Annotated in this window: 23 protein-coding genes; 6 read left to right on the top strand and 17 right to left on the bottom strand. The window is 65.6% G+C overall.

The window, feature by feature from the left end; genetic code table 11:
- Positions 1 to 27: 27 nt before the first annotated feature.
- The 6 genes from K0P03_RS19000 to K0P03_RS18975 form a co-directional block, all read right to left on the bottom strand.
- A complete protein-coding gene (locus tag K0P03_RS19000) occupies positions 28 to 1278 on the bottom strand; it encodes an NAD(P)/FAD-dependent oxidoreductase (RefSeq protein ID WP_023514920.1) in 1251 nt (416 codons plus the stop codon).
- Positions 1279 to 1285: 7 nt separating this feature from the next.
- The gene (locus K0P03_RS18995) at positions 1286 to 2008 is read right to left on the bottom strand and encodes an amino acid ABC transporter ATP-binding protein (RefSeq protein WP_023514921.1); all 723 of its coding nucleotides are present in this window, start codon (positions 2006 to 2008) and stop codon (positions 1286 to 1288) included.
- On the bottom strand, positions 2001 to 2651 hold the full coding sequence (locus tag K0P03_RS18990; RefSeq protein WP_023514922.1) for an amino acid ABC transporter permease: 651 nt from the start codon (positions 2649 to 2651) through the stop codon (positions 2001 to 2003). The genes K0P03_RS18995 and K0P03_RS18990 overlap by 8 nt, the downstream gene beginning before the upstream one ends.
- Positions 2652 to 2665: 14 nt before the next feature.
- Positions 2666 to 3331 carry an amino acid ABC transporter permease gene (locus K0P03_RS18985; RefSeq protein WP_023514923.1) on the bottom strand — a complete coding sequence of 222 codons (666 nt, stop codon included), beginning with the start codon at positions 3329 to 3331 and terminating at the stop codon, positions 2666 to 2668.
- A 70-nt stretch (positions 3332 to 3401) separates the two neighbouring features.
- On the bottom strand, positions 3402 to 4211 hold the full coding sequence (locus K0P03_RS18980) for an ABC transporter substrate-binding protein (RefSeq protein ID WP_023514924.1): 810 nt from the start codon (positions 4209 to 4211) through the stop codon (positions 3402 to 3404).
- Between the two features lie 178 nt (positions 4212 to 4389).
- A complete protein-coding gene (locus tag K0P03_RS18975; RefSeq protein ID WP_272790337.1) occupies positions 4390 to 5907 on the bottom strand; it encodes an aldehyde dehydrogenase (NADP(+)) in 1518 nt (505 codons plus the stop codon).
- A 149-nt stretch (positions 5908 to 6056) separates the two neighbouring features.
- Between K0P03_RS18975 and K0P03_RS18970 the strand changes: the two genes are divergently transcribed.
- Positions 6057 to 7094: an Ldh family oxidoreductase gene (locus K0P03_RS18970; RefSeq protein ID WP_023514926.1), complete on the top strand. Its 1038-nt coding sequence runs from the start codon at positions 6057 to 6059 to the stop codon at positions 7092 to 7094.
- 41 nt (positions 7095 to 7135) lie between these two features.
- Here the strand turns inward: K0P03_RS18970 and K0P03_RS18965 are convergent, their stop codons facing one another.
- From K0P03_RS18965 to epmA, 5 genes are all read right to left on the bottom strand, one after another.
- Positions 7136 to 7768, bottom strand: a complete 633-nt coding sequence (locus tag K0P03_RS18965; RefSeq protein ID WP_023514927.1) for a LysE family translocator — start codon at positions 7766 to 7768, stop codon at positions 7136 to 7138.
- 129 nt (positions 7769 to 7897) lie between these two features.
- Positions 7898 to 8860: a dihydrodipicolinate synthase family protein gene (locus K0P03_RS18960; RefSeq protein WP_023514928.1), complete on the bottom strand. Its 963-nt coding sequence runs from the start codon at positions 8858 to 8860 to the stop codon at positions 7898 to 7900.
- A 122-nt stretch (positions 8861 to 8982) separates the two neighbouring features.
- Complete coding sequence (locus tag K0P03_RS18955) at positions 8983 to 9687, bottom strand: GntR family transcriptional regulator (RefSeq protein ID WP_023514929.1); 705 nt, start codon at positions 9685 to 9687, stop codon at positions 8983 to 8985.
- Positions 9688 to 9911: 224 nt separating this feature from the next.
- Complete coding sequence (locus tag K0P03_RS18950; RefSeq protein ID WP_272790336.1) at positions 9912 to 10973, bottom strand: lysine-2,3-aminomutase-like protein; 1062 nt, start codon at positions 10971 to 10973, stop codon at positions 9912 to 9914.
- Positions 10970 to 12025 carry an EF-P lysine aminoacylase EpmA gene (gene epmA / locus K0P03_RS18945; RefSeq protein WP_272790335.1) on the bottom strand — a complete coding sequence of 352 codons (1056 nt, stop codon included), beginning with the start codon at positions 12023 to 12025 and terminating at the stop codon, positions 10970 to 10972. Before epmA ends, K0P03_RS18950 begins: the two co-directional genes overlap by 4 nt.
- A gap of 161 nt (positions 12026 to 12186) precedes the next feature.
- Here epmA and efp point away from each other — a divergent pair, with 161 nt between their 5' ends.
- Positions 12187 to 12756, top strand: a complete 570-nt coding sequence (gene efp / locus K0P03_RS18940) for an elongation factor P (RefSeq protein ID WP_024270973.1) — start codon at positions 12187 to 12189, stop codon at positions 12754 to 12756.
- A 233-nt stretch (positions 12757 to 12989) separates the two neighbouring features.
- Positions 12990 to 13982 (top strand): adenosine kinase, encoded by a 993-nt coding sequence (locus tag K0P03_RS18935; protein WP_023514640.1) that lies wholly within the window; start codon positions 12990 to 12992, stop codon positions 13980 to 13982.
- Here the strand turns inward: K0P03_RS18935 and K0P03_RS18930 are convergent.
- Positions 13975 to 14514 carry an SH3 domain-containing protein gene (locus tag K0P03_RS18930; protein WP_023514639.1) on the bottom strand — a complete coding sequence of 180 codons (540 nt, stop codon included), beginning with the start codon at positions 14512 to 14514 and terminating at the stop codon, positions 13975 to 13977. The two genes, K0P03_RS18935 and K0P03_RS18930, sit on opposite strands and share 8 nt — an antisense overlap.
- Positions 14515 to 14694: 180 nt before the next feature.
- On the opposite strand from K0P03_RS18930, the gene K0P03_RS18925 reads away from it, so the two are divergent.
- Positions 14695 to 15699 carry a 2-hydroxyacid dehydrogenase gene (locus K0P03_RS18925; protein ID WP_050742785.1) on the top strand — a complete coding sequence of 335 codons (1005 nt, stop codon included), beginning with the start codon at positions 14695 to 14697 and terminating at the stop codon, positions 15697 to 15699.
- On the opposite strand, the gene K0P03_RS18920 is transcribed toward K0P03_RS18925, so the two are convergent.
- From K0P03_RS18920 to recF, 3 genes are read right to left on the bottom strand one after another with little or no spacing between them, the layout of a single operon-like run.
- Positions 15700 to 16173 (bottom strand): GNAT family N-acetyltransferase, encoded by a 474-nt coding sequence (locus K0P03_RS18920; protein WP_272790334.1) that lies wholly within the window; start codon positions 16171 to 16173, stop codon positions 15700 to 15702.
- Positions 16170 to 16934, bottom strand: coding sequence for a molybdopterin-synthase adenylyltransferase MoeB (locus K0P03_RS18915; RefSeq protein WP_272790333.1), 765 nt, complete (start codon positions 16932 to 16934; stop codon positions 16170 to 16172). The genes K0P03_RS18920 and K0P03_RS18915 overlap by 4 nt, the downstream gene beginning before the upstream one ends.
- Positions 16931 to 18055, bottom strand: a complete 1125-nt coding sequence (recF, locus tag K0P03_RS18910) for a DNA replication/repair protein RecF (protein ID WP_272790332.1) — start codon at positions 18053 to 18055, stop codon at positions 16931 to 16933. The genes K0P03_RS18915 and recF overlap by 4 nt, the downstream gene beginning before the upstream one ends.
- 272 nt (positions 18056 to 18327) lie before the next feature.
- On the opposite strand from recF, the gene K0P03_RS18905 reads away from it, so the two are divergent.
- Entirely contained in the window at positions 18328 to 19002 is a 675-nt protein-coding gene (locus K0P03_RS18905) for an HAD-IA family hydrolase (protein WP_272790331.1), read from the top strand.
- A 4-nt stretch (positions 19003 to 19006) separates the two neighbouring features.
- Here K0P03_RS18905 and K0P03_RS18900 read toward each other — a convergent pair whose 3' ends face one another.
- Positions 19007 to 19618 (bottom strand): TetR/AcrR family transcriptional regulator, encoded by a 612-nt coding sequence (locus K0P03_RS18900; protein WP_272790330.1) that lies wholly within the window; start codon positions 19616 to 19618, stop codon positions 19007 to 19009.
- A 99-nt stretch (positions 19619 to 19717) separates the two neighbouring features.
- Between K0P03_RS18900 and K0P03_RS18895 the strand changes: the two genes are divergently transcribed.
- A complete protein-coding gene (locus K0P03_RS18895) occupies positions 19718 to 19954 on the top strand; it encodes a hypothetical protein (RefSeq protein WP_272790329.1) in 237 nt (78 codons plus the stop codon).
- A 77-nt stretch (positions 19955 to 20031) separates the two neighbouring features.
- On the opposite strand, the gene dnaJ is transcribed toward K0P03_RS18895, so the two are convergent.
- Positions 20032 to 21153, bottom strand: a complete 1122-nt coding sequence (gene dnaJ / locus K0P03_RS18890; protein ID WP_023514631.1) for a molecular chaperone DnaJ — start codon at positions 21151 to 21153, stop codon at positions 20032 to 20034.
- Positions 21154 to 21279 lie beyond the last annotated feature (126 nt).

Below are 21279 nucleotides of genomic sequence, written 5' to 3'. Positions count from 1 at the left end.
CCGCACCCCGAGGAGCGCGGGCGTGGCCTAGAAGCGCTGCGGCGAAAAGGACACGATGTCGATTGCCGGCGGATGGCCGGCGACGAGATCGGCGACGAGCCGCGCCGTGCCGGCGGACTGGGTGAGACCGAGATGGCCGTGGCCGAAGGCATAGACGACATTGGGGGTGGCGCGGGCGCGGCCGATGGCGGGCAGGCTGTCGGGCAGCGAAGGGCGGAAACCCATCCACTGCACGCCGCCCGCCGGCTTCAGGCCGGGCAGGAAAGCTTTCGCCTTCTCCAGCATCGCCTCGGACCTGCGGAAATTCGGCGGCAACTTCAGCCCGCCGAGCTCCACCGCACCCCCGACGCGGATGCCGGTCGATAGCCGGGTAACGACAAAGCCATGGCCACCGAAGGTGACCTGTGTCTTGAGGTCGAAGGCGTCGGCAGGCAGGGTCGTGTTGTAGCCGCGCTCGGTTTCGAGCGGGATGGATTCGCCAAGTGTACGGGCGACCTGGTGCGAGAAGGCGCCGGCCGCGAGCACGACCTTTTCCACCCGGCGCGTGCGGCCGTCCGTCGTCGTGATCTCGACACCGCCTTCGACGGGCCTGAGGCCGGACACCTCGGCCCGCTCGATCCTGCCGCCCCTGGCACAAAAATGATCGGCAAGCGCCAGCGTATAGAGCTTCGGGTCGGCGATGGAATACCAGCCGGGCGTGAAGGTGCCGTGCGTGAAGCGCGGAGCGAGGCCGGGTTGGATCGCGGCCATCTCGGCCGCGTTCATGTGGCGGAACTCGATGCCGTGCGCCTCGCGCGCCTTCCAGCCGGGCAGCGATGCATTGAGTTCGGCCTGGCTTTCATAGACTTGGAGGTTGCCCTCCTTGCGCAGCATGGGAAGCGTGCCGGTCTCGGCGAGGAAGGGTTCCAGCTCGGCCCTCGAAAGGTCCATCAGCGCAGTCTGCGCGGTCGTGGAATGGGCGACGCGGCCTGCCGAGCAGGCGCGCCAGAAGCGGAACATCCAGGGCGCGATCTGCAGCGCGTAGGACGGCGGCACGCTGAGCGGCCCGAGCGGGTCGAGCAGCCATTTCGGCGCTTTCTTCAGGATGCCGGGCGAGGCCAGCGGCAGGATGTCGGTGAAGGCGAAGGCGCCGGCATTGCCCGCAGAGGCGCCGGCGGCGGGGGCTTCACGCTCGATGACGGTAACGGCAAGGCCACGGGCCTGGGCGGCAATCGCCGCGGAAAGGCCGACCACGCCAGCGCCGATGACGACGACGCCGGGTTCGATTCCAATCTGCATCATGGCCTCAGTGCGTCGCGGCGAGGAAGGTCTTGAGGTCGGCATCCTTCGGGGCGCCGAACAGCTCTTCCGGCGGCGCGATTTCGGCCATCACACCCTTGTGGAAGAAGGCGACGCGATCGGAGACCTCGCGGGCGAACTTCATTTCGTGCGTGACGCAGATCATCGTCATGCCCTCGGAGGCGAGCATGCGCAGCGTGTCGAGCACTTCGCCGACGAGCTGCGGGTCGAGTGCCGAGGTCACCTCGTCGAACAGCATGTAGGCCGGCGACATGGCAAGCGCGCGGGCGATCGCCATGCGCTGCTGCTGGCCGCCCGACATGCGGCTCGGATAGACCTTCAGCTTGTCGCCGAGGCCGACATGGGTGAGCTGCTTGACGGCCATGGCCTCGGCCTCGGCCTTGGACTGGCCGAGCACCTTGACCGGCGCCAGCATGACGTTTTCGAGCACGGTGAGGTGCGGGAAGGCGTTGAACTGCTGGAAGACGATGCCCAGCTTGCGGCGCAGCTTGTTGAGATCCGTGCCCTTGGCATGCACGTCCGTGCCGTCGACGACGATGCGACCGCCGTCGATGGTCTCGAGGCCGTTGATGCAGGTGAGCAGCGTGGATTTTCCCGAGCCCGAGCCGCCGATGATGGTCAGGACCTCGCCCTTCTGGACGGTCAGGTTGATCCCCTTCAGGACTTCCAGCGAGCCGAAGGATTTGCGGACGTTTTCGATCTCAATCATTGGACCACCGTCTTTCGAGATAACCGCCGAGCCGGGCGATGGGGAAGCTGATGATGAAGTAGATGGCGCCGCAGATGAGCAGGATGAACAGCGGCTCCTGCAGGCGCGTGACGAGGATCTGCGAGGCGCGCAGAAGCTCGATGAGGCCGAGCCAGAGCACGAGGGCCGAATCCTTCATGACGCCGAGCGTCAGGCCGATCCAGGCGGGCAGCGAGACGCGGGTGGCGAGCGGGGCGACGATGTAGCGCATGTCCTGCCACCAGGTCATGCCGAGCGACCGCGCCGCGCGGCGCGTGGTGGCCGGTACGGAGGAAATGCCGCCGCGCACGATCTCGGTGCAATAGGCCGCCGTATAGAGCGACAGCACAACGCAGGAGGTGGTGAAGGGCGCCCAGCCGAGCTTCATGATCGATTGCAGCGCATTGCCGAGCACGAGCTGGATGAGCAGCGGAACGGAACGGAAGATATCGAGCACGAAGGTGAGCGGCATCGACCAATAGGGGCCGGCCTGGTTGCGGATGACGCCGCACAGGATGCCGAGAACCGTGCCGGCAAGGACGGAGACGGCGGTGACGGCAAGCGTCATGGCCGCGCCCTTGGCGAGGAAGCCGAGATCGGCGAGGGTGAGAGCGGTGTCGAACATGGTGTTTCCCCCTCTCAGTAGCGGAACATGCGCGCGGCAGCGAGGCGTGCTGCCAGCGTCACAGCCTTGGCGATCAGGTAGTAGATGACCGCGGCAAGAGCGAAGAATTCGAATGTGCGGAAGGAGACCGCGTTCAGCGCCTGGGTGATGCCGGCCAGATCCGTGTTCATGCCGACGGTGACGCCGAGCGAAGTCATCAGGATCGCCCAGACCATCTGGTTTGTGGCGGGCAGGAAAGCGATGCGCAGCATCTGCGGCATGACGATATAGCGGAAGGCCTGCAGCGGCGTCATGCCGAGCGAGCGGCCGGCGCGGGTCTGCGTCTCCGGGATCGCCTTCAGGGCGCCGCGGAAGTTTTCCGCGAGATAACCGGCATTGTTGAAGGCGATGCCGACGAGCAGCGCCGTATAGGGGCTGAGGTGGATGCCGAAGCTGCCGAGGCCGAAATGCGCCATGTAGATCTGGAAGAGGGCCGGCGTGTTGCGCGCGATCTCGACCCAGGCCGTGGCGAAGCCGCTGAGAATGCGGTTGCCGGACAGCCGGAAGAGCGTCAGTGCCAAAGCGACCACGAGGCCGATGGCCATGGAGAGAAGCGCGATCTGAAGCGTGACCAGCGCGCCGTCCAGCATCTGGGGCAACGCCTTCAGCGCCTGGTTCCAATGGAAAGTGTAACTGAACATTGCCGTCTCACCCTTCGGAAACGATGAACGGCGCGGGACGCATGTCCCGCGCCGCCAGGGAAGCGGCAGATTAGCGATAAACGCCGTTCACGGACAGGTCCGGCACGTCGCCGCCGACCCACTTTTCGTAGAGTTCGTTGTAGCGGCCGGTGCGAACCTGCTGGTTGACGAAAAGGTTCAGGTAATTGATCAGGCCGTATTCTTCGCGGTTGGTGAAGAGCGCGACATAGTCGATGTCATAGGGCGCCTTGCCGACGACGGAGATGCCGGCGAACTTGCCGCTCTTGACGTTGGACTGGGCGACCGTCGAGGTGGAGACCGTGGCGTCGATCTGGCCCTGGCTCAGTGCCAGGAAGACGTCGGCCTGGGTCTGGTACGGGCGGAATTCACCGGCACCCCATTCCTTGACCGACTTTTCGAGCGCGATGGCCTCGAACGTACCGGCGGTAGCGCCGACCGTTTTACCCTTCATGTCCTCGAAGGACTTGACGCCCGACTTGTCATTGGCCGTGACGGCCATTTCGAAGGCGAAGTAGGGGATCGACATGCCGACAGTCTTGGCGCGCTCCAGCGTGTCGGAGGTCGAGGCGACGCCGACGTCGACGCGGCCGGACATCAGGGCCGGGATGCGCTCCGGGAAGGGCGTTTCAACGATCTCGGCGGTGACACCGAGGGCCTTGGCCAGATCGTTGCAATAGTCGACGTCGAAACCGATCGGGTTGTTGCTCTCGTCGCGCGCGCCCATCGGCGGGAAGTCGAGAACGACGGCGCAGCGCAGCGTGCCGGACGAGATGATGTCGTCCAGCTTGTCGGCCTTGGCCGGGCTGGTCAGAGCGGTGGCGGCCACGAGGCCGAAGGCGAGGACCGAGGTCTTCTTCATAACTCTCTCCCTGGGTTGGTCTGTCGATTCACGCGGCGGAGGTCCGTCCTGCGCCAGAACTGTAAACCGCCACTAAAATACAACTAATATACAAAAAGTATATACCCGGAAGGAGAAAATATGCGGGCCGGGCTTCCCTCACGGAAAACCAGGCCCACAGGACGCATACGCTATTGAATCAGTTGATAAAATCTTCCGGCAGAAGACCTTCCGGCATGTTCTGGTAGGAGACCGGGCGCAGGAATCGGCGGATTGCCATCGTGCCGACGCTGGTGGCACCGAAATTCGTGGAGGCCGGATACGGGCCGCCATGCACCATGGAATCCACCACCTCGACGCCCGTCGGGAAGCCGTTGACGAGCACGCGACCAGCCTTGCGCTCGAGCGCCGGGCGCAGGCGCTTAGCGTCTGCAAGATCACCGTCATCCATGTGGATGGTCGCCGTCAGCTGGCCTTCGAAATTGCGGGCGAGCTTTTCCATCTCGTCGACCGAAGAGACGCGCACGACGAGGCCGAGCGGACCGAAGACTTCTTCCGACAGAGCATGGTCGGCAAGGAACTGTTCGCCCGAGATCTCGAAGAGGTTCGGCAGCACCGTGCGGCCGGTGGATGCGGTCGTCAACAGCGGCTTGACGGTGTTGCGGCTTTCAAAGCGCGCCTGACCGTCCTGATAGGCCTTGGCGATGCCGTCGGTCAGCATGGTCTGCGGAGCGACCTTGCCGAGGGCCTCCACGGCGGCTGCCGTGAAGCGATCGGCATCTGCGCCGTCCTGGACGATGGCAATGCCCGGATTGGTGCAAAACTGGCCGGCGCCCATTGTGAGCGAACCCGCCCAGCCCTGGCCGAGGCCTTCCGCCCGGGCCTTCATGGCCTCCGGGAGCAGGAACATCGGGTTGACCGAGCCGAGTTCACCGAAGAACGGGATCGGCTCCGGGCGCGCGGCGCACAGGTTAAAGAGGGCGCGGCCGCCGGCGAGCGAGCCGGTGAAGCCGACAGCCTTGATCAGCGGATGCTGTACCAGAGCCTCGCCGACCTGGCGGTTGCCGCCCTGGATGAGCGAGAAGACGCCCGGATGCATACCGGTCTTGCGGATGGCGGCCTCGATCGCCTCGGCGATGATCTCGCCCGTACCCGGATGGGCGGAATGCCCCTTGACGACGACGGGGCAGCCGGCAGCCAGCGCGGCCGCCGTGTCGCCGCCGGCCGTGGAGAAGGCGAGCGGGAAGTTGGAGGCGCCGAAGACGGCGACCGGGCCGATCGGCCGCTGGATCAGGCGGATCTCCGGGCGCGGCGCCGGCTGGCGATCGGGAAGAGCCGCATCGAAGCGGCGGTCGAGATAGTCGCCCTTCTCGATATGGTCGGCGAAGAGGCGGAGCTGGCCGGTGGTGCGGCCGCGCTCGCCCTGAAGGCGGGCGACCGGCAGGCCGGTTTCCTGCGTGCCGATCTCGGTGATGGCCTCTGCACGCGCATCGATCTCGTCGGCGATGGCGCGCAGGAACGCGGCCCGCTCGGCGCGCGAGGAGTAGCCGTAGCTGAGGAAGGCCTCTTCCGCGGCTTCCGCGGCCTTGTTCACCAGCTCCACCGTGCCGACGGCGAAATCATGCGCCGGGCCATGGGCGGGCGAGGAGGTGAACGTGCCGTTTCCGTCAAGCCATTGCCCGGCGACGAGATGTTTACCGTTGGGGGTGAAAGCCATTAGACGTACCTTTCTCACGGGAAGAGGGATTCGCCCCCGACATAGACTCTTGCGGGGTGAATTGCACTTGTCGAAATCTTGTATACTCTATGTATGCAAATGATCAATCGCCAACCTGACCCGGTCGGCAAAAGTGGAAGAGACCAGAGATGACGCAGACCTCCACCCTGACGATTGCCGCCCTTCACGAACGGGTAGAAGCGATCTTCCGCAAGGCCGGCCTCAACGCCGTGCAGGCCGGCGCGCTTGCCCGCGTCATCGTCGCCGGGGAGCGGGATGCCTGCAAGTCGCACGGCATCTACCGGATCGAGGGTGCACTGCGCACCGTCAAGGCCGGCAAGGTGAAGCCGGACGCCGTGCCGGTGCTGGACGCCAACGAGGGCTCGGCGATCGTCAAGGTCAATGCCAGCGGCGGCTTCGCCAACCCGGCCTTCGAACTCGGCGTGCCGGTACTTGCCGAGCGCGCCCGCAAGCTCGGGATTGCCGCGCTCGTCATCAACGACTGCACACATTTCTCCGCCCTCTGGCCGGAGGTCGAGGCTGTCACCAATGAAGGGCTTGCCGGCCTCGTCATGTGCCCGAGCTATGCCACCGTCGCGCCCACCGGCGGCAACAAGCCGCTGCTCGGCACCAATCCCTTCGCCTTCGGCTGGCCGCGCAAGGGCGATGCGCCCTATGTCTTCGACTTCGCCACCTCGGTCGCCGCCCGCGGCGAGATCGAGCTGCACCGCCGCGCCGGCAAACAGCTGCCCGAAGGCTGGGCGATCGACGCAGACGGCAACCCGACCACCGATCCGGAAGCCGCGCTCGCCGGCGCCATGCTGCCCTTCGGCGGCCACAAGGGTTCGGCCATCGGCACGATGATCGAACTGCTCGCCGGCATCATGATTGGCGACCTCACGAGCCCTGAGGTTCTCGACTATCTCGGTACCACGACGCTTGCTCCCTTCCACGGCGAGCTGATCATCGCCATGTCGCCGGAAGCCTTCTCCGCCGGTCGCCCTGGCGATCCCTTCGCCCGCGCCGAAGTGCTGTTCGAGGCCATCGTCGGCCAGGGTGCCCGCCTGCCCTCGCAGCGCCGCTTCGTGGCGCGCAGGACGTCCGAAACGGACGGCGTCACGCTCACGGCTGCCGAACTGGAACAGCTCGACCGCCTGCTGGAAAAGGGCCTCGACGCCATCGCATAAGGGGTTCAGCCCCGCCGCCGCGGCAAGACATTGCCGCGGCTTCAGCCCTTCTGCAGGGCGAGATGGGCACCGAGGCCGACGAGGATCGTCCCGCCTGCCCGGCGCACCAGCGCCTGCACCCCGCTCGACCGCTTCAGCCGCGCCAGGATGACATCAGCCAGGAGCACGGTGACGATATCGGCGAAGGTGAAGATGAGGTTCACCATCGTTCCGAGAATGGCAAGCTGTACCCAGACCGGCAGGCTGGCGCCGCTGTCGACGAACTGCGGCAGGAAGGCGAGGAAGAAGATCGCCGTCTTGGGGTTGAGCACCTCGACGGTGATGCTCTGGATAAACGCCCGCCGCCCACCCTTCGGCACCACGGTGACATCACCCTCTTCCCGCATATCCGTCGATCGGAAAAGCGAAATGCCGAGCCAGACGAGATAGGCGGCTCCCAGCAGTTTGACGACGGTATAGGCGACCGGCACCGCATGGAACAGGGCGGAAAGCCCGGCCGCGGCGGCGATGATATGGGCATAGGATCCCAGATGGATGCCGAGCACCGCCATCAGGCCCGCCGCGCGACCGCCCGCCATGGTCCGGGCGGCGGCATAGAGCATGGCGGGGCCGGGAATGAAGGCGAAGATCGCCGTGGTCACGGCAAAGGCAAGCAGCACGTCCAGGGAAGGCATTTCCGGTTCCTCGCGATCGATTTTCGCGACTGTCGCAAAAGCGGACCACGACGGCAATGCAAAACGAAACGCCGCCCGCAGCGTGGGCTGCAGGCGGCGTGAAATGCCCGTAGAGGGGTGATCGGAGGCTTACGCCTTGTAGGTCTGCACGGCGCCCGGCAGCTTACTCCATTCGGCATACCAGGTATCGAACAGCTTCAGCTGGCTTTCGACATAGCCGCGCTGGCTGTCGGAAAGCGCGTCGGTCTCGTAGAAGTGCAGCGTGTATTCCTTGTCGCCCTTCAGCACCATCATGTGCTTGAAGTAGAGAACGAGGTCCGGGCCTTCGTCGAAGGAGGAGAGCACGGCAAGCGCCGATTCCAGCTCCAGCGCACGGGCGCGGGCATCCGGGTCGCCCTTGGCGGCAGCCTGGGCGAGGTTGCACATGTGGATGACTTCCTTCGGCAGCACGCAGCCGATGCCGGTGATCGCGCCGACGGCGCCGCAATCGACGAAGCCGGTGAAGACGCAGGTATCGACGCCGATCATCAGCGAGACGTCATCGTCGCGGCTGGTGATGTTCTCGGCCGCATAGCGCATGTCGGCCGCACCGCCGAATTCCTTGAAGCCGACGAGGTTCTTGTGGTCTTCGCGCAGCGCGAAGAACAGGTCTGCGCGGGTGGCGAAGCCGTAGTAGGGGCTGTTGTAGATGACGGCCGGCAGATCCGGCGCAGCGGAGAGGATCGCCTTGAAGTGGTTCTTCTGGGCAGCGACGACGGAGCCGCGGGAGAGGACGCGCGGGATGACCATAAGACCCTGTGCACCGACCTTCTGGGCATGGGCGGCATGGGCAACGGCCGAGGCGGTGTTGACGGCGCCGGTGCCGACGATGACCGGGATGCCCGCCTTGACGAGGCGCTCGACGCCCTCCATGCGCTGCGCGTCGGTCAGCAGCGGCCAGTCACCCATCGAGCCGCAATAGACGACAGCCGACATGCCCTTTTCGATGAGTTCCTTGCCCTTGCGCACCAGCTGGTCGAAATCCGGCGTGCGGTCGTCCTTGCAGGGGGTCATCAGGGCGGGAATGACGCCGGAAAAAATCTTGGCCTTCATGTCGGTCTCCTTTGGCGGTTCATCGGATGGTCGGCCGGCACGATGCACTGGGCCTCCCCTCTTTCTGATGATGGGTATAGCATCTTGTATTTTATTTGTCGACAAGAAAAATACAGCGCCTGTCAGAGCGCAATGTCGAGCCTGTCGTTGCGGCTGAACAGCTTCTGCACCTGGGCGACGATCGCCTCGGCATGGGCCTTGCCGAGCCGGTCCGCCTCCTCGATGTCACGGGCCTCGATGGCGGCAATGATCGCGGCGTGCTCATCCACGAAGCGCTGGGGAAACTGCTCGTCGTAGGACTGGTAGTAGAGCTGCAGGATGCGCCGTCCCTCGTCGAGCAGCCGGCGGAACAGACTGGTGAAATAGGGGTTGCGCCCGGCCTCGGCGATCGCGGCGTGGAAGGCCGCGTTGGTGGCGATCATCGTCAGGGCGTCGCGCGCCTTGAGCGCCGCCGCATAGTCCTCGTGAAAGCCCCTGATGATGGCGAGGTCCTCGGGGCGGTGCGCCTGCGCCGCAAGCCGCGTCGTCACCCGGTACATCAGCACCAGCGCGTCGAAGAAGGTGTGCAGGTTGAGGAAGTCGATGTTCGAGACCATGGTCGAGCGGTTCGGCAGGGTCTCGATCAGCCCCTCGCCGGCAAGCCGGACCAGCGCCTCGCGGATCGGTGTGCGCGACATCTTGAACCGCTCGGCAAGCTGCACCTCGTCGATCGGGCTGCCGGGGGCAAGCTTCAGGTCGAGGATCTCGTCGCGCAAGAGGTCATAGACCATCTTCACACCGGAGCCTCGTTTGCGTTCGGGCAAGGAACTGGAATCGGTATCGGTCATCGAAAATCCTCTTGTCGACAAAAGAAATACAATTGTCCGGCAACGCTATCAATCGTTTAAAGTGGGCATTTTGACGAAAGTGTCGTCAAGTCTCCGAAGCGCGGGATTCCCCGAAATCCTGCGGCTCCCCCGCACAAAGACGAAAAAACGCGTGCGAAAGCCCGCTGGCGAGACGCCGGCAGCCGCTCTTTTGTCCTGAAGGATGCCGTCACCTCGCGCTGACGTTATGCCTCGTCCTGCCGTGGCGGATAGGAATGCGTTTGCCCGCGAAAATCACGAAGACGGAAACAGCCATCGTCCGCCTCTTCGACCGCCGCCGAATCCGCACGCACCTTGCCGTGCCCGCCGGGGATGTCGAGGATGTAGTCCGGCTGGCAGAGACCCGAGACATGGCCGCGCAGGCTCTCGACCAGCGCCCTGCCCTCGGCGAGCGTCAGGCGGAAATGCGCCGTGCCCGGTGCAAGGTCGGGATGATGCAGGTAGTAGGGCTTGATCCGGTTCTCGACGAAAGTGCGCATCAGATCGGCCAGCACCGCCGCATCGTCGTTGACGCCTTTCAGCAGCACCGTCTGGCTGATCATCACCATACCGGCATCGACGATGCGGGCGATGGCGGCACGGGCCTCGGCGGTGAATTCGCGCGGATGGTTGGCGTGCAGCGCCACATAGGTCGTCTTGCCGGAGGCCTTCAGCGCCGCGATCAGCGCGGCATCCACCCGCGCGGGATCGACGACAGGCACGCGGCTGTGGAACCGCACGATCTTCACATGGGGGATGGCGGCAAGCCGTTCCATCATGGCCTGCAGCCGGCGCGGCGAGAGCACGAGCGGATCGCCGCCCGTCAGGATCACCTCCCAGATCGCCGGCCGCGCCGCGATATAGGCGATCGCCGCATCGAGTGCCTGGGCGGACAGGGTGCCGAGCCCTTCGGGCCCGACCATCTCGCGGCGGAAACAGAAGCGGCAATAGACCGGGCAGACATGCACGGCCTTCAGGAGGACACGATCGGGATAACGGTGCACGATGCCCTCGACCGGGCTGTGCGCGAGATCGCCGATCGGATCGGCGCGCTCCTCCGGCAAAGTCTCGAGCTCGGCGGGGTCGGGCACGAACTGGCGGGCGATCGGATCGTCGCGGTCCGCAGGATCGATCAGCGCGACGAGCGGCGGCGTGACGGCGACGGCATAACGCGCGGCAACGGCCGTCGCGCCCGCCCGTCCCGCCTCGGGAACGAGACCGGCCTCGACGAGTTCGGCCACCGTCGTCAGGCTGCGTGCCACCGTCATGGCGCCGTCTCCGCGACCGGCGCCCAGATCACCTGGTCGATGCGCGCGGCGCCCGTCGCCAGCATGACCAGCCGGTCGAAGCCGAGCGCGATGCCGCTCGCCTCCGGCATATGGGCGAGTGCGGCAAGGAAATCCTCGTCGAGCGGATAGGTCTCGCCGTAGACGCGGACCTTTTCCGCCATTTCCAGCTCGAAGCGTCGGCGCTGCTCGTCCGGATCGGTCAGCTCGCCGAAGGCATTGGCCAATTCCACGCCGCAGGCATAGAGCTCGAACCGCTCGGCGACCCGCCGGTCCCGCGCCGCCGGGCGGGCAAGCGCCGCTTCCGCGGTCGGATATTCACACAGAATGGTGGCGCGGCCGAAACCGAGCTGCGGCTCGACCTTTTCAACCAGAATACGGCTGAAGAGATCGGCCCAGGTGTCGTCTTCCGCCACGCGCAGCCCGGCCGCCCGCATGGCGGCGGCAAGGCGCGCGCGGTCCGTCGCGCCATCAGGGTCGATCGAAGCGAGAAGGTCGATGCCGGCATGCCGCCGGAAGGCATCCGCCACTGTCAGCCGCTCCGGCAGCAGGGCCGGATCGCAGGTCGCACCGCGATAGGTGAGCATCGATGCGCCCGTCACTCCGGCGGCCAACACGAGGATTTCGGCGCAATCCTCCATCAGCAGCTCATAGGCCTCGCCCGCCCGATACCATTCCAGCATGGTGAATTCCGGGTGATGCAGCGGCCCGCGTTCCCGGTTGCGGTAGACATGGGCGAAGCAGGCGATGCGCTGTTCGCCCGCCGCCAGCAGCTTCTTGCAGGCGAATTCCGGCGAGGTGTGCAGGTAAAGCGGCGTCCTTGCACCGGAATGGCCGATCGCAGCGGTTTCGAAGGCGTGCAGATGCGCCTCGTTGCCCGGAGAGACCTGCAGCGTCGCCGTATCCACCTCGGTGAAGTCGCGCGCCGTGAACCAGCCGCGCAACGCCGCCTGGATGCGGTTTCGCGCCAGAAGGAACGGCCGGCGATCGGCATGGACATCGGGCGCCCACCAGGGCGAGGGCTTCAGGCTCATGACGTTCCTGTGGCAGGTTTCTTCGCGCTTGCCGGCGGACAGACTGGTCTTTTGCCGGAATATAGGATAGTTGCGGCCCCGAAAACACATTTTCGGCACTCGGGGAAGGCGTCTCACGGCGGTCCTGTACGCCGCGATCCATCCAGTTACAAGGAAGACTTATGGTAAAGATCATCGCCTCTTCCGTCCGCAAGGGCAATGTCCTCGAGGTCGAAGGCAAGCTCTATGTCGTGCTGACGGCGCAGAACTTCCACCCGGGCAAGGGCACGCCGGTCACCCAGGTCGACATGCGCCGCATCTCCGACGGCGTGAAGGTTTCCGAACGCTACCGCACGACCGAACAGGTCGAGCGCGCCTTCGTGGAAGACCGCGAGCACAACTTCCTCTATGAGGATGGCGACGGCTACCATTTCATGAATCCGGAAAGCTACGACCAGCTGACCATGTCCCACGAGGACATCGGCGACCTCAAGGCCTATCTCCAGGAAGGCATGACGGTCATCCTGTCGGTACATGAAGGCGTTGCCATCGCCATCGACCTGCCGCGCCACGTCACGCTCGAGATCACCGAGACGGAACCGGTCGTAAAGGGCCAGACGGCCTCGTCGTCCTACAAGCCGGCGATCCTGTCGAACGGCATTCGCACGCTGGTGCCGCCGCACATCACCGCCGGCACGCGCGTCGTCATCGCGACGGAAGACGGTTCCTACGTGGAACGCGCCAAGGACTGATTCTTTTTAAGGGCGCACAATGCCTTTCCTTCGATCCACACCGATCGAAAGGCTTATGCGCCGCACCATAAGAAGCTGCCCGCCGGAGACGGCGCGGCGGCTTTTTTTCTTCCAACTTGCGGAAAATCCGTTAAGACCAACCCCCGGCTCTTACCACTTGTTTTGGCGCATGCCGTCGTCGCAAAACCGCTGAGCACTTTTGCGCGGCATGCTTAGGGAGACGGGAACCCCGCATGACCAAATTCGACGTGCTGACGGTCGGCAATGCCATCGTCGACATCATCGCGCGCTGCGATGAGAACTTCATCACGGACAACGGCATCATCAAGGGCGCGATGAACCTCATCGACGCCGAACGGGCGGAACTGCTCTATTCCCGCATGGGTCCCGCACTCGAAGCCTCCGGCGGCAGCGCCGGCAACACCGCCTCTGGCGTCGCCAGCTTCGGTGGCAGGGCCGCCTATTTCGGCAAGGTGGCGAACGACCAGCTCGGCGAGATCTTCATCCACGATATTCGCGCCCAGGGCGTGCATTTCGAGACGAAGCCGCTGGCCGGCCCGCCGCCGACCGCCCGCTCGATGATCTTCGTCACGCCCGACGGCGAGCGCTCGATGAACACCTATCTCGGCGCCTGCGTGGAGCTAGGCCCCGAGGATGTGGAGGAAAGCGTCGTCGCCGAGGCCAAGGTCACCTATTTCGAAGGGTATCTCTGGGATCCGCCGCGCGCCAAGGATGCGATCCGCGATTGCGCCCGCATCGCCCATGCGAGCGGCCGTGAAATGTCGATGACGCTGTCGGACAGTTTCTGCGTGCACCGCTACCGCGGCGAATTCCTCGACCTCATGCGCTCCGGCACGATCGACATCGTCTTCGCCAACAAGGCGGAAGCCCTGGCGCTCTACGAGACCGAGGATTTCGAGGAGGCACTGACACGCATCGCCGCGGATTGCCGGCTGGCGGCAGTGACGATGAGCGAGGAAGGCTCTGTCATCCTGTCGAAGGGCGAGCGCATCAATGTGGACGCGATCAGCATCCCCAGCGTCGTCGATACGACGGGCGCGGGCGACCTCTATGCCGCCGGTTTCCTCTATGGCTATACGGCCGGACGGTCGCTGGCCGATTGCGGCCGGCTCGGCAGCCTCGCCGCCGGCCTCGTCATCCAGCAGGTCGGCCCCCGCCCGCTGCTGTCGCTGGCGGAGGAGGCCAGGAAGGTCGGCCTTATTTGAAGGCCTCGCCGGGATAGGCACCCCAGATTTCGTTCTGCGAGACCCAGCCGGCCGTGCCATCCGCCTCGGCGCGGCACCAGTCGCCATTGCATTCGCCGACCTTGACGACGACGCCGGGCTGGATCTTCGCAATGACCGACGAGTTCGACATGGCGTCGCGGCGCATGTTGACGAAGATGCCCTCGCCCTTGCCGCGCATCCACGGCGCGGTCACGGCCGTGCGCTCGCCTGACAGGAGCGCCTGGTTGACCCAGCCCTCGGTGCCATCCGCATCGCGGATACGGCGCCAGTTGTCATACTCCTGGATGATTTCGACCGGCACACCGGACTTGAGGTAGCGCCAGGCAACGGCATAGTCGACGCTGGGGCCGACGCGCAGGTTGACGCTTTTCGCCTTGAGGCTGACGAAGCGGGGCAGCGGCAGGCCGCTCGGCCCCTTGGCCGCCTGGGCATGGGCGTACTGGACGCCGGCAACGGAAACGAGGATGCCCGCAAGGGCGGCAAGGCTGAGACGCAGGACAAGGTTACGCATGGACGATCCGCACAAACTGGAGAGGGCATGATACTGCCGGACCGGCGCAAAGTGGCAAATCGCGGGAACGCCAAAGACGGCGGATTGTCTTCGCGACCGGGTCTGGTAGAAAATGCCCCTGATGAAGCAATCCTTGCCCAACTTGGTTAAGGACCCGTCAACAGGACGCCGGAACAGCCCATGACCCAGAAGAAAAAACCGAAGGTCTACATCACCCGCCGCCTGCCCGAGGTCGTGGAGACCCGGATGCGCGAGCTGTTCGACGCGGAACTCAACATCGACGACACGCCGCGCAGCCAGCCCGAACTCGTCGCCGCCGTCAAATCGGCCGACGTTCTGGTGCCGACGCTGACGGACCGGATCGACGCCGCGCTCATCGAGCAGGCCGGCCCCCAGCTCAAACTGATCGCCTGTTTCTCCAACGGTGTCGACAATGTCGACGTGGAGGCGGCGGCCCGGCGCGGCATCACCGTCACCAACACGCCGAACGTTCTCACCGAGGACACGGCCGACATGACGATGGCACTGATCCTCGCCGCCCCACGCCGGCTGGCGGAAGGTGCGCGCATCCTGACGGACCGCAAGGGCGAATGGGCCGGCTGGTCGCCGACCTGGATGCTCGGCCGACGCATCTGGGGCAAGCGCCTCGGCATTGTCGGCATGGGCCGCATCGGCACCGCCGTCGCCCGCCGCGCCAAGGCCTTCGGCCTCTCCATCCACTACCACAACCGCCACCGCGTGCGCCCGGACACGGAGGACGCGCTGGAGGCGACCTATTGGGACAGCCTCGATCAGATGCTGGCGCGCGTCGACATCGTTTCGGTCAACTGCCCCTCGACGCCGGCGACCTATCACCTGCTGTCGGCCCGAAGGCTCGAGCTGATGCAACCGACGAGCTACATCGTCAACACGGCGCGCGGCGGCATCATCGACGAGACGGCGCTGATCAAGTGCCTGCGCGACGGCAAGATCGCCGGCGCCGGCCTCGACGTCTTCGAGAACGAGCCGTCGGTCAACCCGAAGCTGCTGAAGCTCGCCGCCGAGGGCAAGGTCGTGCTGCTGCCACACATGAGTTCGGCAACGCTCGAAGGCCGCGTCGACATGGGCGAGAAGGTCGTCATCAACATCCGCACCTTCTTCGACGGCCATCGGCCGCCGGACCGCGTGCTGCCGAGCCGGGTGTGATCAGACCAGCGTCTTGCACATTTCGATCGAGGTGGGGCGCGCGAAGCCGGGATGGGATTTCTCGGCCGTCCTGACGAAGCCCCACCGGGCAAAAAGGGCATGGTTGGCGGCCAGTTCGACCCGCGTTTCGAGCCGGAGCGTCGCCAGGCCCTTTTTCCGCGCCAGCGCCTCGGCGTGCTCCAGGAGAGACCGCCCCACGCCGCGTCCCTGAAAGGACGGCAGGACAGCGAGCTTGCCGATATAGAGGCTTTCTTCCTCCGGCTTCAGGAACATGCAGCCGACCAGCATGTCCCCCTCCACGGCGAGAAGCCCGATTTCCTCCCGCGCCTTCTTGGCAAGTGCGTCGGGTGTCAGCCGATGGGCGGAGGATGGCGGGTCTATGAGACCGTCCATGAAGGCGAAAGCCGAGAGGATCAGCGACAACAGCGCGTCCCAGCCGTCGAAATCCGGCCCGATCGAGCGGACTTCCGTCATTGCCCGCCCTTGCGACGCTTGTATTTCAACGTCTCGAAGCGCGCAGCCAACCCATCATAGAGCAACAACCGCCCGACCAGCGGATCACCGGCGCCCGTGACGAGCTTGATCACCTCCATCGCCATCAACGTGCCGACGACACCCGTCAGCGCACCGACGATACCGGCTTCGGCGCAGGCCGGCACGACGCCCGGCGGAGGGGCCGTGGGGAAGAGATCGCGGTAGCCGGGATTGAGCATGCCGTCCGGCCCGGCCTCGTAGGGCTTCAGCACGGTGACCGAGCCGTCGAAGCGGCCGACAGCACCGGTGACGAGTGGAATGCGCGCAATCTCCGCGGCATCGGCGGAGGCATAACGCGTGTCGAAATTGTCGGAACCGTCGACGAGGAGGTCGTAGCCGGCGAGGAGACGTGCGGCCGTGTCGGCCGTCAGCCGCTCGGCGATGCCGGTGAAGGTCACGTGCGGGTTGAGACGGGCAACGGCGGCTTCGGCGCTCGCGATCTTCGGCGTGCCGAGCCCGGCGGTGTCGTGGATCACCTGGCGCTGGAGATTGGAGAGGGAGACGCTGTCATCGTCCAGCACGCCGATATGGCCGATGCCGGCAGCGGCAAGGTACTGGATGACCGGCGCCCCGAGCCCGCCGGCGCCGACGATCAGCACATTCGCCTGCTTCAGCTTCTGCTGCCCCGCACCGCCGATCTCTGCGAGCACGATATGCCGCCGGTAGCGGTCGATCTCTTCGGGACTGAGCGGATCGGTCATGGCACGATGCCTCCATGCGAGACGGTGAGGAACTGCGCGCGATCGCCGAGCGCATCGAACATCGACCGGTCGGTACCGGTCATGAAGGCCTGTCCTCCGAGTGCATCGACCCGGTCGAACAGCGCGGCCCGGCGGCCCTCGTCGAGATGGGCGGCGATCTCGTCGAGCAGCAGCACCGGTGCATGGCCGGTCATGCCGCCGACAAGGCCGGCATGGGCGAGGATGAGGCCGACGAGCAGCGCCTTCTGCTCGCCCGTCGAGCAGCGTTCGGCCTCCATGTCCTTTTCGCGGTGGCGGATCAGGAGATCGCCGCGGTGCGGGCCGTCCAGCGTGCGGCCGGCGGCGGCGTCCCTATAGCGGCCATCCTGCAGCATGCCGAGATAGATGTCCTCGATCTCATAGGCCGGGCGCTGCCATTCTCCGTCAAGGAAGCCGGAGAGACGCATGCTCGCCGACGGGAACGGTCCATCGTCGCGCGCCGCCTCCACGAGGCCGGAGATGAGGCCGACGAGTTCGTGGCGGGCATGCGCCATGGCGATGCCGAGCTCGGCCATCTGCTTTTCCAGCGCCGTCAGCCAGGCAGGATCCGGCCGCGGTTCGGAGAGCAGCCGGTTGCGACCGCGCATCGCCTTCTCGAAATCCGCTGCCCGGCGGCCGTGTTCGGGATCGAGCGACAGCACCAGCCGGTCGAGGAAGCGACGACGATCGGCGGAGGGACCGGTGAAGAGGCCATCCATGGACGGTGTCAGCCAGACGACACGCAGGTGGTCCAGCAGTTCATCGACGGTGCGGGCAGGCGTGCCGTTCAGCCGGAGTCTTCGCGCCTGGCCCTCGTCGCCCCCCTCCGTGCCGGTGCCGATATCGACCTCGCCCATCATGCCGTCGAGCGTGGCGAAGATCGTGAAGCCGGCGCTGGCGCTGGCGCGCACGACATCGCCATAGGGCGCGCGGCGCAGGCCCCGGCCCGGCGAAAGCAGGGATACGGCTTCCATGAGATTGGTCTTGCCCGCACCGTTCTGCCCCGTCAGCACGACGTGCCGCCCGTCGAGCGGCAGCGACAGGCCCGCATAGTTGCGGAAATCCGTGAGCTTGAGGCGGGAAAGGGAAACCTTGTGCGGCATGGGGTGAGAGCTAGAGCATTTTGCCGCCAAGGGGAATCACCCTGCGGCGCATAAATCGGGCAACAACAGAAAGATGGGCAGGCGCCTGGCGCCACGCAAGCCGCAACGGCGAGAACAGCGGGCGGAACCCGTGCCAGGGACAGCGCTCCACCGAACAGGGCCGTGCGGAAAATCCAGCAGTTCAAGCCGGTTGCCTGCATGGCCGGGAGCAGGTAAGCCAGGACATCCCGCCGCGCTTCGCATCCTCCCCTCCCAGCCCGCAGGTCCTTGCCTTGTCCTCTTCCCTTCCCGTCTTCGACCGTTCGTTTTCCGCCTTCCTCTTCGACATGGACGGCACGATCATCAACTCCATTCCGGCCACCGAACGCGTCTGGACACGCTGGGCGCTGAAGCACGGGCTGGACGTCGCCACCTTCCTGCCGACCATGCATGGCGTGCGCGGCATCGATACGATCACCCGGCTCGGTCTGCCGGGCGTCGATCCCATTGCCGAAGCCAAGGAGGTCGAACGCGAGGAGATGGAGGATATCGAGGGCGTGCTGCCGATCCCGGGTGCGATCGCCTTCCTCTCCGCCCTCCCAGCCGGCCGCTGGGGCATCGTCACCTCGGCGCCGGTGGCACTCGCCCATCGCCGCCTCGCCGCCGCGGGCATCCCCCTGCCGACAGTCATCGTGACGGCCGACGACGTGACCCGCGGCAAGCCGGCGCCGGACGGCTACCGGCTCGGCGCCGAGCGTCTCGGCTTCGATCCGGCCGATTGCCTGGTCTTCGAGGACGTGCCGGCGGGCATTCTGGCCGGCGAGGGCGCCGGCGCCCATGTCTTGGTGATGACGGCAACGCACCATCATCCGATCGAGACCGGCCATCCGACGCTGCAGAGCTATGAGGGCGTCACGACGAAGATCGACGCCGATGGCCGCCTGACGCTGCTGCGAGCCGCGGGCTAAGCCATCAGCCGGCCGGCTTCACGGCGATGCCGGCCAGCACCGTCTCGATCACGGCGTCGATTTCCGCCTCGGAGACATCGAGCCGTTCGGTCAGAAGCCGACCCCAGGCGAAGCTCGACAGAAGTTCGGTGACGAGCTCGGGGCTGGCGTCCGGGCGCACCTCGCCGCGCGCCTGCGCCATCTCGATGATCCGGCTGCTCTGGCGGCGGCGATCGCGCATATAGGCCGAAAGGGCAGCCAGCGCATCGGGCTCGCCCTGCGCCTTTGCCACGACGCAGCGGAACACTTCGCCGCCCGTGCCCACGCGCCATGTCGTCAGCAGGCCAGAAAGATGGGCCCGCAGGTCGTCGCGAACGTTGCCTGTGTCCGGGAAGGTGAAGTTCGCCCGCTTGCGACGATGATAGACATCCAGCAGAAGCGCAGCCTGCGACGGCCACCAGCGATAGATCGTCGGCTTTCCGGCGCGTGCGCGCCGCGCCACCGCCTCGATGGAGAAGCCGGAGAGCCCGCTTTCCACGAGTACCGCCTCCGCCGCAGCCAGGATCGCCTCCTCGCTTGCCGGATTGCGTGTGGCACCGATTGAACGGCGGGCGGGTCTGGTCTCTGCCTCTGACATCCGATCTTCCATTTTTGCCGTTTCTAGCATGGGCGACACTTGAACGGAACGTTTCGTTTCTATATAAACGAAACGTTCCGTTTTATAAAGGTTGCTCCCATGACCGACGATTCTCCGGCCCTCCGGCTGTCCAAGCCGCACCTGGCGCTCGCCCTGCTGTTGCCCGTCTACCCGCTGATCACCGTCCTGCTCTACATCGTGCTGCCCCTCACCGAGGGCTGGACGATCTGGCAGCGCACCGCCGTGATCACGCCGATCATGGTGTTCGCCATGGTCTTCGTCGTCTCACCCTTCGTGCAGAAGCGCTTTGCCGCCTTCATCCTGCGCGCCGCATGAAAAAAGCCGGGGCGTTTCCACCCCGGCTTCCATTGTCCATCAAACGCCGACCGAAGCAGCGCGCGAGAACGCGGCGATCAGCCCTCGAAGAACTCCTTCATCCGCGCGAAAAAGCCCGCGGATTCCGGGTTGTTGTCCTTCGAGGAAATCTCCTCGAACTCCTTCAGCAGCTCGCGCTGGCGCTTGGTCAGCTTTTGCGGCGTCTCGATCTGGATCTGGATGTAGAGATCACCGACCTGCGTGGAACGCAGCACCGGCATGCCCTTGCCCTTGAGGCGGAACTGGCGGCCGGCCTGGGTGCCCTCGGGCACCGAGACGCGCGACTTGGTGCCGTCGAGCGTCGCCACGTCGAAGGTGCCGCCGAGCGCTGCCGTCGTCATCGAGATCGGCACGGTGCAGTAAAGGTCCGCCCCGTCGCGCTGGTAGAACTCGTGCGGCTTGACCGACAGGAAAATATAAAGATCGCCCGCCGGCCCGCCGCGCACGCCTGCTTCACCCTCGCCCGAGAGCCGGATGCGCGTGCCGTCCTCGATGCCGGCCGGAATGTTGACGGAGAGCGAACGCTCTTCCGTGACGCGGCCATGGCCGTGGCACTTGGTGCAGGGATCGCTGATCGTCTGGCCGCGGCCGTGGCAGGTCGGGCAGGTGCGTTCGATCGAGAAGAAGCCCTGCGCGGCGCGCACGCGGCCGGAGCCCTGGCAGGTGGCACAGGTCTTCGGGCTGGTGCCGGGTTTTGCGCCCGTACCGGTACAGACGTCGCAGGTGATCGACGTCGGCACACGGATCTGCGCCGTCTTGCCGGCATAGGCCTCTTCCAGCGAGATCTCCATGTTGTAGCGAAGATCGCCGCCGCGTTCACGCCCACTGGCAGAGCGCCGCTGGCGCCCGCCGCCCATCATCTCGCCAAAGATGTCCTCGAAGATGTCCGAGAAGCCACCGCCCTGGAAGCCGCCGCCACCGCCCATGCCGCCCTGCTCGAAGGCCGCGTGGCCATAGCGATCATAGGCCGCCCGCTTCTGCGGGTCCTTCAGCGTCTCATAGGCTTCGTTGACGTTCTTGAACGTCTGTTCGGCGGAGGCATCACCCGGATTCTTGTCGGGGTGGTACTTCATCGCCATCTTGCGGAAGGCGCTCTTCAGCTCCTTCTCGTCGGCGGTCTTGGAGACACCCAGCGTCTCGTAAAAATCAGCTTTTGCCATTCGGGTTCACGTCCGTTTCGTGGGAACGGTCTTCTTGTTATGGACCTGGAAGCTTGCCTTAGCCTGCGCTTGCAAAGCACGCACGCAAAGAGGCGGAAGCCGGTGCGAAGAAAAGACCATGACATC

The organism is Shinella sp. HY16 (assembly GCF_028534175.1).
GTDB lineage: Bacteria > Pseudomonadota > Alphaproteobacteria > Rhizobiales > Rhizobiaceae > Shinella.
The sequence above is the reverse complement of the archived record's forward strand: the minus strand, read 5'-3'. Positions and strand labels throughout refer to the sequence as shown.